The 12900-nt window shown below is 61.7% G+C and carries 13 protein-coding genes; 9 read left to right on the top strand and 4 right to left on the bottom strand.

The annotated features are described in order from the left end of the window. Positions 1-371 precede the first annotated feature (371 nt). The 8 genes from ACF0H7_RS15250 (at position 372) to ACF0H7_RS15215 (ending at position 5729) form a co-directional block, all read left to right on the top strand. Positions 372-1340: a CobW family GTP-binding protein gene (locus ACF0H7_RS15250; protein WP_397453558.1), complete on the top strand. Its 969-nt coding sequence runs from the start codon at positions 372-374 to the stop codon at positions 1338-1340. A gap of 59 nt (positions 1341-1399) precedes the next feature. After that, a complete protein-coding gene (locus ACF0H7_RS15245) occupies positions 1400-1903 on the top strand; it encodes a DUF1097 domain-containing protein (RefSeq protein WP_397453557.1) in 504 nt (167 codons plus the stop codon). A gap of 24 nt (positions 1904-1927) precedes the next feature. Next, positions 1928-2671: a nitrile hydratase subunit beta gene (nthB, locus tag ACF0H7_RS15240; RefSeq protein WP_397453556.1), complete on the top strand. Its 744-nt coding sequence runs from the start codon at positions 1928-1930 to the stop codon at positions 2669-2671. Between the two features lie 18 nt (positions 2672-2689). Then, entirely contained in the window at positions 2690-3313 is a 624-nt protein-coding gene (gene nthA, locus ACF0H7_RS15235; protein ID WP_397453555.1) for a nitrile hydratase subunit alpha, read from the top strand. Positions 3314-3323: 10 nt separating this feature from the next. Continuing rightward, complete coding sequence (locus tag ACF0H7_RS15230; RefSeq protein ID WP_397453554.1) at positions 3324-3668, top strand: nitrile hydratase accessory protein; 345 nt, start codon at positions 3324-3326, stop codon at positions 3666-3668. 22 nt (positions 3669-3690) lie between these two features. Beyond that, the gene (locus tag ACF0H7_RS15225) at positions 3691-3870 is read left to right on the top strand and encodes a CbtB domain-containing protein (protein WP_397453553.1); all 180 of its coding nucleotides are present in this window, start codon (positions 3691-3693) and stop codon (positions 3868-3870) included. Between the two features lie 25 nt (positions 3871-3895). Next, entirely contained in the window at positions 3896-4630 is a 735-nt protein-coding gene (locus ACF0H7_RS15220; RefSeq protein ID WP_397453552.1) for a CbtA family protein, read from the top strand. 94 nt (positions 4631-4724) lie between these two features. Then, complete coding sequence (locus ACF0H7_RS15215; protein ID WP_397453551.1) at positions 4725-5729, top strand: GlxA family transcriptional regulator; 1005 nt, start codon at positions 4725-4727, stop codon at positions 5727-5729. A 6-nt stretch (positions 5730-5735) separates the two neighbouring features. On the opposite strand, the gene ACF0H7_RS15210 is transcribed toward ACF0H7_RS15215, so the two are convergent. From ACF0H7_RS15210 to lexA, 4 genes are read right to left on the bottom strand one after another with little or no spacing between them, the layout of a single operon-like run. Further along, a complete protein-coding gene (locus tag ACF0H7_RS15210; RefSeq protein WP_397453550.1) occupies positions 5736-8837 on the bottom strand; it encodes an error-prone DNA polymerase in 3102 nt (1033 codons plus the stop codon). Then, positions 8825-10240, bottom strand: a complete 1416-nt coding sequence (locus tag ACF0H7_RS15205; RefSeq protein ID WP_397453549.1) for a Y-family DNA polymerase — start codon at positions 10238-10240, stop codon at positions 8825-8827. Before ACF0H7_RS15205 ends, ACF0H7_RS15210 begins: the two co-directional genes overlap by 13 nt. A 7-nt stretch (positions 10241-10247) precedes the next feature. Continuing rightward, a complete protein-coding gene (imuA, locus tag ACF0H7_RS15200) occupies positions 10248-10865 on the bottom strand; it encodes a translesion DNA synthesis-associated protein ImuA (RefSeq protein ID WP_397453903.1) in 618 nt (205 codons plus the stop codon). Next, on the bottom strand, positions 10865-11494 hold the full coding sequence (gene lexA / locus ACF0H7_RS15195; RefSeq protein ID WP_397453548.1) for a transcriptional repressor LexA: 630 nt from the start codon (positions 11492-11494) through the stop codon (positions 10865-10867). The genes imuA and lexA overlap by 1 nt, the downstream gene beginning before the upstream one ends. Positions 11495-11766: 272 nt before the next feature. On the opposite strand from lexA, the gene ACF0H7_RS15190 reads away from it, so the two are divergent. Next, positions 11767-12867 (top strand): tetratricopeptide repeat protein, encoded by a 1101-nt coding sequence (locus tag ACF0H7_RS15190; RefSeq protein WP_397453547.1) that lies wholly within the window; start codon positions 11767-11769, stop codon positions 12865-12867. The last annotated feature ends 33 nt before the right edge of the window (positions 12868-12900 follow it).

Raw genomic sequence — 12900 nt, 5'->3', positions numbered from 1 at the left:
AATGACTGTAGGAGCGAACTTGTTCGCGAGGCGGTGGACCTGACCCACCACATCAGGCCTCTCGCCAACAAGTTGGCTCCTACAGCGAACGCGGCACACCTGACACACTTAAACAGCCCGGCCCTACATTGGATCGTTACCGCACACAAAGCCCCATTTCGAGGCATTCTGGCCTCGTTATATACTCACGACCCCCGCCCGCCCTGTCCGTTTCCGTCCGTTAAAACCTATCCAGCCAGATAACCTGACCAATCGTGACAACAGCGTGTCCATCACAGACACGCCCACACAAACGGACCGCATTTCGCACTCTGTCCCATGAAGCAGCCACCCAGGCTGCACTCATTTCAAGACAGCGAGCGTTCGACGTCATGGCCATCAGCAAAATTCCAGTCACGGTTATCTCCGGCTTCCTCGGCGCCGGTAAAACCACCTTGGTCAACCATCTGCTCAGCCATAACGAGCAATTCCGGATTGGCGTGGTGGTCAACGAGTTCGGTGAAGTGGGCATCGACGGCCAGTTGATCGTCAGCGATCAGGAAGCGCTGATCGAGATCAACAATGGTTGCGTGTGCTGCACGGTACGCGCCGATCTGGTGGCCAGTGTCAAACAGATGTTGGACAAAGCCGGCAACCGACTCGACCGCCTGATTATCGAAACCTCTGGCCTGGCCGACCCGGCGCCGGTGTTGCAGACCTTCCTTGCTGACCCGGATCTACGTCTGCAGGTCGAGTTGGAGTCGGTGGTCACGGTGATCGATGCCCTACACCTGCGCCATCACCTGGACGACGAGATTGTTCGCGAGCAAATTGCCTTTGCCGACACCCTGATCCTGAACAAGACCGATCTGGTGGGCGCCGAAGAGCTGGCCAGCCTCGGTCGACAGATTCGCCTGATCAATCGCACCGCCGTGCTGGTGCCGGCCAACCACTCGCAGGTGCCAATCGACGCCCTGCTCGGCACCAAACGCTTTTCCTTGCCCAACCTGTTGATGCTCGAGCCGGACATCCTCGAAGAGGACGGCCACGACCATGAACACGACGCCTCGATTTCCTCGTGTTCCGTGGTGACTTCCGGCGCCCTCGATGCTGACCGTTTCAATCGCTGGATCAACCAACTGGTGCAGAGCCAGGGGCAGCAACTGATGCGCATGAAAGGCCTGCTGAATTTCGCCACTGAGGCCCGGCAATTCCATTTCCACAGCGTGCACATGTTGCTCGAAGCGATGCCCGGCCGCCGCTGGCAGGCGAACGAAAGCCGCGATAACCGGTTCGTGTTCATCGGTCGCAACCTGGACAGCGAACAGCTGCGCAACGGCTTTATGGCCTGCCTGAACTGACCCCTTTTTTAACTGCCGTTCTTCCGTTACTTCCAACCTCCATTACAGGAAAGTTCGCCATGAAAAAGCAAGAAGCCTACACCCTCAGCATCGGCCTGCTGGCTGTCGTCGACACCTACCTGACAGCCACGGTATTTCCGGTGCCGGTATGGGTGACCTTCATCGCCTGGGCCTCGTTTTTCATCGTTGGCGGCGGCAGCGCCGGCTTTGTGCGCAGCGTGGCCTCGAACCTGGTCGGGTTGGTGATCAGTTCATTGGTGCTGCTGGGGATCGCCACATTAAGTGAGGCGCCGCTGGTGATCGCGATACTGGTCGGTGCGGGCAGCGCGCTCATGGTCCAGGCCTCGAAAGTGCCGCTGTTGAGCATTTTGCCGGCGATTGTCTGGGGTTTTGCCTCGACGGTCGGCACCACTGCCGTGGGCGGGAAACCCATGACCACCTTGGGTTTGGCCAACCCGGCGTTGATTGCCGCCGCCGCGCTGATCACCGGGGCGTTGTTCGGCTACGTCTCCGAACGCCTGGGTGATGCCCTGACCTCAAAACCCACCGCTCAACTGGTCTGATCCGACCTTGCTCTGGAGTACTCGATGAAACTTCAACACTACCTCGGTGGCCTGGAAAACCTCGGCCCGGTGGATTTCGAAAAACAGGTATTCGTCCAGCAATGGGAGAAACGCATTTTCGGCATTCACACCACGATGATGGCCGAAAGCGCGCACCTGGCCAAAGCCCTGCCCAAGTACCCGATCAAGGACCTGGGCACCACCTTCAAGAACGACTGGACCTGGGCCTCGCTGCGCACCGGCGCTGAAGGCATGCAGCCCTTCGAATACTTCAAGTTCCGCTACTACGAGAAGTGGTTGATGGGTATTTCGCAATTCTTCGTCGATCAGGGCTACATCAGCGGCGAAGAATTGAAAACCAAGACCGAGCACTACCGTCATCAGCCCGACGCACCGCTGCCCGATCAGCCCAATGCGCCGATTCGCGAACAGATCGTGCGCTACCTGCAGTTGGGTGACTCGGGCCTGCGCCCGCTGACCGCTGCGCCGTTGTTCATCAGCGGGCAGGTGATCAAGGTCGGCGACCCAGAAGCCGTGGACCACACCCGGCTGCCCGGCTACCTGCGCAACAAACCCGGCACCATCGTCGAGGTCTACGAGGGCGCGTTTGCCTACTTCGTCAACACCGGCCGCGACGGGATTGGTGAGCCGATGCCGGTGTACCGCGTGGCCTTTGAAGCCACCAGCATCTGGGGTGCGCAAAAGAGCGAACCCAACACCACGATCTACGCCGACCTGTTCGAAGCCTATCTGCAAGCTGCCTATTAACCTGACGAGTGCGACGCCATGAGTGAACTCTTTGACTATGACAAACAGCGCGAGGCCGCCAGTGCGGCCACCGTCCGCGCACTGGAAGCCTTGCTGATCGAAAAAGGCGTGATTGGCAGTGATTCGGTGGACACCGTGCTCGGCCATTTCGAAACCGTGGCCGGCCCGTTCAACGGCGCGAAAATTGTCGCCCGGGCCTGGGTCGACGCCGAGTACAAGGCGCGGTTGCTAGCCGATACGCCAAAAGCCATCGCCGAACTGGACCTGGCTCAGGGCATGGACGGTGCCGAAGGTGAGCACATGCTCGCCGTGGCCAACAGTGCCGAAGTGCACAACTTGATCATCTGCACCCTGTGCTCCTGCTACCCGTGGCCGATCCTCGGTTTGCCACCCTATTGGTACAAAGACCCGGTGTTCCGCGCCCGTGGCGTACGCGAACCGCGTGCCGTGTTGCGCGAGTTCGGCGTGCCGATCAGCGAAGACATCGAGGTCGCGGTCTGGGACAGCAGCGCGCAAATCCGCTGGTTTGTGCTCCCAGAGCGTCCCGCCAATTCCGGGCACCTGAGCGAGGAACAACTGGCCGCGTTGGTGACACCCGAGTCGATGATGGGTGTGGCGCTGGTTCATCTTCCTGCCGCATGAGGGCTGCCTGATGTTTACCCGATTCGAGGAGTTTGCGGCATCGAGCATGCTCGGTAGCGAAGATTCACCGCCGCGCTCGCAAGGCCGCCTGCATTTCAGTCAGGACTGGCAGCGCAGCCTGTTCGGACTGGCGCTGGCCCTGTCCAAGGAAGGTCATTTCGAGTGGGAGGCCTTTCGCCAGAATCTGATCGCGTCCATCGCCCAGTGGGAACAAACCCCCTGTGGCGACCAGCCGCCGTGGGATTACTACGAGCGGTTCCTGCAAGCGTTGCTCAAGGTTTTGCAAGAGCATTCGTTGCTTGACGTTCATGAGTTGGAAACCCGCCTGAGCACGCTGAAACCTACTGTTCAATAACCACCGCATTGAGGAATACCGCATGTCCAGTACCACCCTCAGCCATTCGGCCAGCCGCACCCTCGGCAATCGCCTGATCGTCACCGCCGCTTCGATGTTCATGGGCGCAATGCTGGTGTATTTCGCCGGTTTCTCGCACATCGACACCCTTCATAACGCCGCCCACGACACCCGACACAGCTCGGGCTTCCCGTGCCATTGATGGTTGATCATTGAGGAACACGACCATGTTCAAACGCATCGTCACGACGGCCTGTTTCACCGGGGTGTTGGCCGCCCTGTTGCTGACCCTGATGCAGAGTTTGTGGATTTCACCGCTGATCCTGCAGGCGGAAGTCTTTGAAAAGGCCAGTGAGCAGGTCGCCGAACAAGCACCGCAGCCGTCCGTGGCCGGTGGGTCGCATGAACATCACCACGACGCCGAAGCCTGGTCACCAGAAGATGGCTGGCAGCGGACGCTGTCGACCTTCGGCGGCGATCTGGTGGTGGCCATCGGTTATGCGTTGATGCTTGCGGCGCTTTACAACCTGCGCACTCCAGTCAAGGCATGGCAAGGCGTATTGTGGGGGCTGGCAGGCTACGCCACCTTCAGCCTGGCACCGGCTGCAGGTCTGCCACCGGAGTTGCCAGGCACGCTGGCGGCCGATTTGTCCTGGCGTCAGCATTGGTGGGAAGGTACGGCACTGGCGACGGCGGTGGGCCTGGCACTGATAGTCTTCGGTCGGCACTGGAGCTGGCGGGTGCTGGCGGTGCTGTTGATCGCCTTGCCGCACGTCATTGGTGCACCGAAACCTGTCGAACACCACAGTTTGGCGCCGGAGGAGCTGCAAGCGCAGTTCCGTGTGGCCTCATTGCTGGTCAACGCGGTGTTCTGGATGGCGCTGGGCGGGCTGAGTGCCTTTATGTTCAACCGTCGCGACGATGCATCGATAAGCGGCGCAGCCGTGGGCCATTACGGCTAGCCTGAATCTTGCATCGCTCACTGCGCCAAACGTGAACGCCGGGGCAACTCCCCGGCGTTTCAATGCTGCTGTTTTGCTGGAAGGAAAATCGCTGATGCGCAAAATCACGGTGGGCATGGTGGTGTTCCCTGGGTTCCAGTTGCTCGACATCGCCGGCCCCAAGGACGCCTTCGCCCAGGTTAAAGTACTCAGCCAAGGCGAATGCGAGTACGAGATGATTACCATCGGTACCACCCGCAGCCCTTTGCTGTCCTCCAGTGGTTTGACCGTGGTCCCCGACCGCACGATTTTCGATCCCTGCCCGCATTTCGACACCATCATTCTGCCCGGCGGACTCGGTATCTTCGACGTCTACGACGATTCGACCCTGTGCGACTGGCTGAAACTGCAGGAGAAACGCTGCCGACGATTGGCAGCCATCTGCAACGGTGTGTTTGCCTTGGGGGCGGCGGGACTGATCGATCGCAAGTCAGTCACCACCCACTGGATGGACGCGTCGCGCCTGAGCGAAATGTTCCCGTTGACCTCGGTTGACCCCGACCACATCCACGTCAAGGACGGCACGATCTACACCACCGCGGGCGTCACCGCCGGCATCGACCTGTCGCTGCTGATGATCGAGGAAGACTTCGGCAAGAAGATGGCCATCGATGTCGCCAAGTACCTGGTGGTGTACTTGCGCCGGGCGGGCGGTCAGTCGCAATTCAGCCCGCTGCTGGAAATGCAGGGTGGCGTCGATTCGCAAGTCCTTGCCGTGCAGGAATTCATGCTGGAAAACCTGCACCTGAACCACAGCCTGGCGTCATTGGCCGAGCGCGTACACATGAGCCCGCGCAACCTGTCGCGGCTGTTTGCCAAGGACACCGGCATCCCGCCAATGGCCTTTCTCGCCGATGCACGGATCGATGCGGTGCGTCGTAATCTGGAAGCCACCGAGCAGTCGATCAAGGAAATTGCCCACCGTTGCGGTTTTGAAAACGCCGACAGCCTGCGCCGGGTGTTCGTCAAACGGCTATCGATCAGCCCCGTCGAATATCGGCAGCGTTTCCGTTCGGGCACTAATACGCCGTTGAGCGTGGTGCAGTCGTTGGCGAGCTGATCCGCGTCATTTGAAATCCCGGCTGCGCACATCCAGCCCGGTCAGCAAGGGCGTCAGGTCCTGCAGACGTCGGGCGATCAGATGCCGCACACCGTCCTTGGACTCCAGCCGACCAAACACCTGCAACAACCGCGAGCCCACCAGCACCCGACGTTGCCGCTCCGCCAGTTCGCTCCACACCACCACATTGACCATGCCGAATTCATCTTCCAGGGTGACGAAAATCACCCCGCTGGCGGTTTGCGGTCGCTGCCGCCCAGTGACCAGGCCGACGACGCTGATGCTGCTGCCGTGTTCGATCGCTGCCAGTTCCCGGGAACTGCGGCAACTGCGGGTGTTGAGTTGGCGTCGCAGCAACGACATCGGGTGCGGCCCCAGTGTGGTGCCAAGGGTGGCGTAATCGGCGTGCAGGTCTTCGCCCACGCTCGGCAGCGGCAACGCCACTTGTGGTTCTTCGATGGCTGAGTGCTCAGTAAACAAGGGCCGTTGCGCTTCGACCCCGGCCACTTCCCAGCGCGCGCGATGGCGATCCCCGAGCAAGCCGCGCAAGGCCCCGGAATCGGCCAGCAATTCCCGTGCGCGGGGGTCCAGTTGCGCGCGCAGGCTGAGGTCGCTGGCATCGCTGAAGGCCCGTTGCTGCCGCGCAGCTTCAATGCGCAGTGCATCCTCTTCGCGAAAACCACGGATCATCCGCAGCCCCATGCGAATCGCCAGGTCGTTGCTGCACGGTTCCAGCGAACAGTCCCAGTCGCTAAAGCGCACATCCACCGGGCGGATCTCGAGCTGATGGCGACGGGCGTCCTGCAGCAGTTGATCGGGGCTGTAGAAGCCCATCGGCCAACTGTTGATCAGCGCGCAGGTAAACGCCGCCGGCTCGTGGCATTTGAGCCAGCAACTGGCATAGGTCAGCAGCGCGAAACTGGCGGCGTGGGACTCGGGAAAGCCGTAGCTGCCAAAGCCCTTGATCTGCTCGAAGATATGCTCGGCGAACGCCAAGGTGTAGCCGTTCTTGAGCATGCCTTCGGTCAAGCGTTTCTGATGCGGTTCCAGCCCGCCATGCCGTTTCCAGGCCGCCATGGAGCGGCGCAACTGGTCAGCTTCACCGGGGGTGTAATCGGCGGCGACCACCGCCAGCTCCATCACCTGCTCCTGAAACAACGGCACGCCCAAGGTGCGTTCGAACACCGTTTTCAATGCCTCGGAGGGGTAAGTAACCGCCTCTTCACCGTTGCGCCGGCGCAGGTATGGGTGAACCATATCGCCCTGAATCGGCCCTGGGCGAACGATGGCGACCTCGATCACCAGGTCATAGAATTTTTTCGGTTTCAGGCGCGGCAGCATGGCCATCTGTGCCCGTGATTCGATCTGGAACACGCCCACGGTGTCGGCCCGGCTGATCATATTGTAGGTGGCCTCGTCCTCCTGAGGGATAGAGGCCAGGGTCCACTTTTGTTGTTGGCGGTGAAGCGCCACCAGATCGAACGTGCGCCGTAGCGCGCTGAGCATGCCCAGCGCAAGGATGTCGACTTTCAACAAGCCGACCATGTCCAGGTCGTCTTTGTCCCACTGAATGATGGTGCGGTCCTCCATGGCCGCATTCTCCACCGGCACCAGAGTGTCCAGCGGCTGTTCGGAAATCACGAAACCACCCGGATGCTGAGACAAATGCCGAGGGAAGCCGATCAACTCACCGGTCAGGGTCAGGACCCGACGCAGAATCGGGCTGTCGGGTTCGAAACCGCATTCGCGCAGGCGGTCAGGCGTCGGCAGGCGGTCGTTCCAACTGCCGAAACAGTCGGCCAGGGCGTTGATCTGGTCGGGTGGCAGGCCCAGCACCTTGGCCACATCCCGCACCGCGCCCGCGCCGTGGTAAGTGCTCGCTACGGCAGTGATCGCCGCCCTGCCCCGACCATAGCGCTGGAACACGTACTGCAACACTTCTTCGCGACGTTCGTGCTCGAAATCCACATCGATGTCTGGCGGCTCGTTGCGCTCTTTGGACATGAAGCGCTCGAACAGCATATTGCTGATCGCTGGATCGAGTTCGGTGATGCCCAGCGCGTAACACACCGCCGAGTTGGCTGCCGAACCGCGCCCCTGACACAGAATGTCGCGGCCACGGGCGAACTGGACGATGTCATGCACAGTGAGAAAGTAGCTCTCGTACCCCAGTTCGGCGATCAAACCCAATTCGCGCTCGATTTGCCCGCGCACCTTGTCGGGCGCGCCCTTGGGCCAGCGACGCACGACGCCTTCTTCGGTTTTACGACGCAACCACGAGGTGGCGGTCTGTCCTTTGGGCACCAGTTCGTGGGGATACTGGTAGCGCAACTGGCCCAGATCGAAGTGACACCGTCGGGCAATCCGGACTGACTCCGTCAACAGCGCGGGTGGATAGATGTCTTCCAGCATCGGCAACGGGCGCAAATGGCGTTCACCGTTGGCGAACAAGCGATGCCCGGCTTCAGCGACGGTGGTGTGATGTCGGATGGCGGTCATGGTGTCTTGCAAGGCTCGACGACCACGGGCGTGCATGTGCACATCGCCGCTGGCCACGGCCGGGATGTTCAGTGCGTCGGCCAACGCCAGCAAGGTGCTCAGACGTTGCGCGTCGTCGGGGCCGCGATGCAGTTCGACCGCTAGCCACAGATGCTCGGGAAAGGCCTCGCACAGCCAGCGACCTTGATCCTTATGGCTGGGATCTGACAGTTCCGGCAGCCATAGCGCGAGCAGCCCGGCCAAGGGCGCGTCGAAATCTTCGCGCAACAGTCGGTATTCGCCCTTCTTCGCTCGCCGGCGACCCGCCGTGATCAACTTGCACAGCGCCTGATAACCACTGAGGTTTTCCGCCAGCAGCACGATGTCTGGGCCATTTTCGATGTGCATTTCGCTGCCGACGATCATCGCCAGCCCGCTTTCCTTCGACGCCTGCCAGGCGCGAACGATGCCCGCCAGGGTGCATTCATCCGTGATGGCCAACGCCTGATAGCCATGACGTTTGGCGCGCGCGAACAACTCTGCGGCACTGGACGCACCGCGCTGGAAGCTGAAGTTGCTCAGGCAATGCAGCTCGGCATAGCCCATGGCGTTTTCGCTCATGCAAACCATCCTTGCAACAACAGCGTGCCGTCTTCGCCCACGCTCTGGAAGGCCCAGGCCCGCTGGCCCGAACGGGTTTCGATCAGGTAATAATCGCGTCGCACATCCGCGCCGTCCCACCAGCCGGACTCGATACGTTCGGGGCCAGCCAGAATCCGCACCCCGGACTCCGTCACGGGTTGCGGCTCGCGCAATAACCAGCCCGGACGCGGCGCGGCGAGCAGCGGCCCTGCCGATTTGGCCACGCTGCCCGGTTGCCAGGCGCACTCCGGCCGGTGATCGGCGTGGGCGTGCACGCCGCTCACCGCCTCATCGCCCAACCGCGCACGCAGACGCTCGCGCAACTGGTCCCAGGGCAACGCCTGCTGAGGGCGCTCATCGAACAGTTCGCGGTGGGTCGGCACGAAGCGCGGCAGATCACGCGCCAGCAGACGCACGGCTCGCACCGGGGCCGGCACCTGGATCTGCTCCAGTCGGCCGCGAGCCAGTTCGAATAACATCGTGGCCTCGCGTTCGGCACTCAGCAGTCCCACCTGGACCTGGGTGTCCGCGCCCTCGACGTGTTCCAGATGCAGGACGAAACGCTGTACACCACTGTCGCGCCCGGCGAGAAACACCGCCAGGTCGCAGATCAATCGCTTGAGGGGAAACAGCAACGCCTGATGCGATTCGACGTCAAAATTGAGCTCTATCCGCGTGTCGAAAAAATCCGGTGGCAGGTAACACTCAAGCGCCAGGGCTCGGTCGCCGAGCACGGTGTCCAGGTGTTGCAGCACCTGGGCCGGAAAGCGTCGCGCCAGGGTATTGCGTGGCAGGGCCAACACCTGTTGCAGCGTGTGCAGGCCCATGCGAGTAAACGCCGTCGCCACCTCGCGATTGAGGCCCACGCGGTCGATGGGCAGTTGCTTCAGGGCATCGCGCAGGGTTTCGCGCGTGGTGACGGCGAAACCGTCGTGAACATTGGCCAGCACCCGGGCGGCGGCCGGATTGGGCGCGACCACGATCCGGTGACTGAAACCCATGGCCGACAATTCATCGCGCAGGCGTTTTTCGAACACCGGCCAGGGACCGAAAAGGCCGAGGCTGGATTCGATTTCCATCATCAATACCCGTGGGTATTTCAGGCTGACCTGAGAACTGAAACGATAGGCCCAGGCCGCCAGCAACTGCTGCCAACGCTCGACCTCGTCCGGGTCATAGTCGACCATGGCGAAGTCGCGGGTCATGGCCTGCGCCGCACTCAGGGGTTGACCGGGATACAGGCCCAGGGCGCGCGCCGCCGGATTGACCGTTTGCAACACACGACGCTGTGCACTGCCGGTAATCAATGCCAAGGGCTCGTCAGGGTCGGCGCGACGACGCATGACGCCATCCAGCGCCAACTGTGGCAGCAAGACGCAGGCCCAGAGCATATAAGCCTCAGGCGTCCAGCGAAAACGGAATCGGCGACGACGGCGCCAGCCCGCCGCGACATTTCAGTACCCGCCATTGCCGGGGGCGCACGTCGACGGCAATGCGCAACGCTGCGGGCGACGGATTGGCAGCGGCCTGCGCCGGGCGACAGGCGAACGCCAACGTCTGGCCGGTTTCCGCCGCCACCTGCAAGCGACGCAAGGCGCGGTCATCGGCGTTTTGTGGCCAGCACAACACCGCGCCGCAACTGCCGGAGCGCAGGCATTGCTCGGTAGCCCAAAGTGCATCGCGGGACGTGGCGTCGACGATCATCAGCCAGCGCAGATCAATGCCGGCCGCCTGCCAGGCGTGTGGGTACGGCACATAGGGCGGGGCGACCAACACAATGCGTTCGCCGCTGCTCGCCAACCGCGCAAGGCTGGGCCACAACAGTTGCAACTCACCGCTGCCATCGGCGGGAATCAGGATTTCACTCAAGGCCGACGCTGGCCAGCCGCCCGTGGGCAATGCTGCATCCAGCGCGGCATGCCCCGTGGGTTGCGGACTGACGGGCTGCACATCGGGCCGTCCCTTCCAGACCCGACGTTCGTCCAGCAGTGCGTCGAGGCTGACCACCGCGCCCATCATTCGCGCCTGACCAGGCCGCAATACACCCCTTCGATGGCGAAGTCCTTGTCGGGGCTGACCACGATCGGTGCATAGGCTGGGTTGCGTGGCAGCAGACGGATTTCGCCGGCGCGGTGTTCCAGGCGCTTGATGGTGACTTCGCCGTCCAGCCGGGCGACGACGATCTGCCCGTCCCTGGCCTGCGCATCGCGCAACACGCCCACCAGATCGCCGTCGAGGATACCGTCTTCGATCATCGAATCGCCCTGCACCCGCAACAGGTAGTCCGGCACCTTGAAAAAAGTCCCGCGATCCAGAACCAGAGTGTCGTGCAAACCCACATCAGGCCCGATCGGCGCACCGGCGGCGACGCGGCCCAGTACCGGTATCTCCAGCAATTCGGGGCGCTGACGACTGCCGGAGTAATGCGTCACCAGCCGGATACCCCGCGCCTGATTCGGCGTGACCTCGATGAAACCGGCCTCGGTCAAGGCCAGAATGTGCTTGCGCGCCACGCTGCGCGAGGCAAAGCCGAAGGCCTCGGAGATTTCTGCGAGGCTCGGCGATTGACCCTGCTGCACGATGCGATCGCGAATAAAGGTCAGGATGGCGCTACGTTTGGGGCTTAATATGCTCATGGAGTACATTTGTACTCCTTTCGCGATTTTCTGGCTAGAGCCTCTGATCAGACTGTCACAGATGGCGCGGTGGTCTATAGGAGCCAACTTGTTGGCGAGCCGTTTGATGCGGTGTGCCAGGTACACTGTCTCGCGAACAAGTTCGCTCCTACAAAAAATGCAGTATGTACCTGACCTTGCCCGAGCCACGGAACTAGCCAAAGACGGCATTGAAACGATTGCGGTTTGACAGCCGCCCCTCGGTCCGTAAAGCTGCAAGCCGTTATGCACTGGAATCGGCTATGCCCAAACCGCCTTTACACGGCTCCGCCACCGAGCCCACTGTCCGTCGTCGATGGCGTCTTGGCGCTTCCATCGTGCTGGTAACCCTGACGCTGGCCGGCGCTTTTGTTTGGTGGCGTACGCCCTCTGCTCCCCCTGTCCCCGTCCACACCATCAGTTACGGCCGCGCGATTGAACAAGCGCACAACGGCAAACCGGGGGCCGCGCGAGTGCTGTATCAGCAATTCGCCCGTACCGACCTGACGGACACCCGTCGCGCCCGGCTGTTGCTCGAACTGTCCAACTACCCCAGTCCTCAGGCATTGAAGTTTGCCGGCGTGGCCCTGCACATCGATGGCCCGCTGACCCGTCAGGCGGCCATCGACGCCATCGTCAAACTGGTGTCCGGCAGTCAATGCAGCGTGCTGCTGGGGCCATTGCTCAGCGATTCAGAGCCAACCACTCGTTTCAGTGCCGCCAAAGCCATGCTGGGGCTTACGCCCGATGACGTGGGCTTGTATTTCAGTACGCTGGAGCAGGTGGTCGAAGAGTATAAAACCGTGCTCAGCACCCAATCGCCCACCACCAGCCAGGACCAGCTGCAGCTAGCAAAGCTTTACCTGCACACCGGCGACAAGGAAAAAGCTGCCGCCGCACTGGAGCAGGCACTGGCCCTGGAACCGAACAATCTGCAAGCGGCCCTGGCGCAGATCAACCTGCTCGACAAACAGGGGCAGATCGACAAATCTCGCCAACTGTTTGGCCAGCTGCTGGAGCGCAATCCGACCTCGGCGCTGCTGCAGCATGCACTCGGTATGTGGCTGCTCAGTCGTGGCCAGAGCGAATATGCCTTGCTCGGATTAGCCAAGTCGCTGGAGCTGGAGCCCGATAACAATGCCTACCGCTATGACCTGGCGGTCGCCTTGCACGGGCTTGAGCAACAAGAGGCAGCTCAGAAGCAACTCGAAGAAATCCTCCAGCGTCAGCCCGCCAATCGTGCAGCCCGCGTGCTGCTGATCCATTACTGGCAGGAAAGTGGTCAGTTGCAGAAGGTCCAGATCCTGCTCGCGGAACTGGAGCAACAAAACCCCGACGACCCCGCGCTGCAACAGGGGCTGTAAATCCTGCGTGCGGGAAGCCTGTTGCCGACACTT

The sequence above is a fragment of the Pseudomonas sp. NA-150 genome, from assembly GCF_044336365.1.
Taxonomy (GTDB): Bacteria; Pseudomonadota; Gammaproteobacteria; order Pseudomonadales; family Pseudomonadaceae; genus Aquipseudomonas.
Note: the sequence above shows the minus strand (reverse complement) of the source record. Positions and strands in the feature narration are given on the sequence as shown.

What these genes read in the sequence shown, in the direction of transcription:
- nthA (WP_397453555.1), top strand. Translation starts at nt 2,690, where the DNA reads ATGAGTGAACTCTTTGACTATGACAAACAGCGCGAGGCCGCCAGTGCG.
- ACF0H7_RS15225 (WP_397453553.1), top strand. Translation starts at nt 3,691, where the DNA reads ATGTCCAGTACCACCCTCAGCCATTCGGCCAGCCGCACCCTCGGCAAT.
- imuA (WP_397453903.1), bottom strand. Translation starts at nt 10,865, where the DNA reads ATGGGCGCGGTGGTCAGCCTCGACGCACTGCTGGACGAACGTCGGGTC.
- ACF0H7_RS15245 (WP_397453557.1), top strand. Translation starts at nt 1,400, where the DNA reads ATGAAAAAGCAAGAAGCCTACACCCTCAGCATCGGCCTGCTGGCTGTC.
- nthB (WP_397453556.1), top strand. Translation starts at nt 1,928, where the DNA reads ATGAAACTTCAACACTACCTCGGTGGCCTGGAAAACCTCGGCCCGGTG.
- ACF0H7_RS15205 (WP_397453549.1), bottom strand. Translation starts at nt 10,240, where the DNA reads ATGCTCTGGGCCTGCGTCTTGCTGCCACAGTTGGCGCTGGATGGCGTC.
- ACF0H7_RS15220 (WP_397453552.1), top strand. Translation starts at nt 3,896, where the DNA reads ATGTTCAAACGCATCGTCACGACGGCCTGTTTCACCGGGGTGTTGGCC.
- lexA (WP_397453548.1), bottom strand. Translation starts at nt 11,494, where the DNA reads ATGTACTCCATGAGCATATTAAGCCCCAAACGTAGCGCCATCCTGACC.
- ACF0H7_RS15230 (WP_397453554.1), top strand. Translation starts at nt 3,324, where the DNA reads ATGTTTACCCGATTCGAGGAGTTTGCGGCATCGAGCATGCTCGGTAGC.
- ACF0H7_RS15210 (WP_397453550.1), bottom strand. Translation starts at nt 8,837, where the DNA reads ATGGTTTGCATGAGCGAAAACGCCATGGGCTATGCCGAGCTGCATTGC.
- ACF0H7_RS15250 (WP_397453558.1), top strand. Translation starts at nt 372, where the DNA reads ATGGCCATCAGCAAAATTCCAGTCACGGTTATCTCCGGCTTCCTCGGC.
- ACF0H7_RS15190 (WP_397453547.1), top strand. Translation starts at nt 11,767, where the DNA reads ATGCCCAAACCGCCTTTACACGGCTCCGCCACCGAGCCCACTGTCCGT.
- ACF0H7_RS15215 (WP_397453551.1), top strand. Translation starts at nt 4,725, where the DNA reads ATGCGCAAAATCACGGTGGGCATGGTGGTGTTCCCTGGGTTCCAGTTG.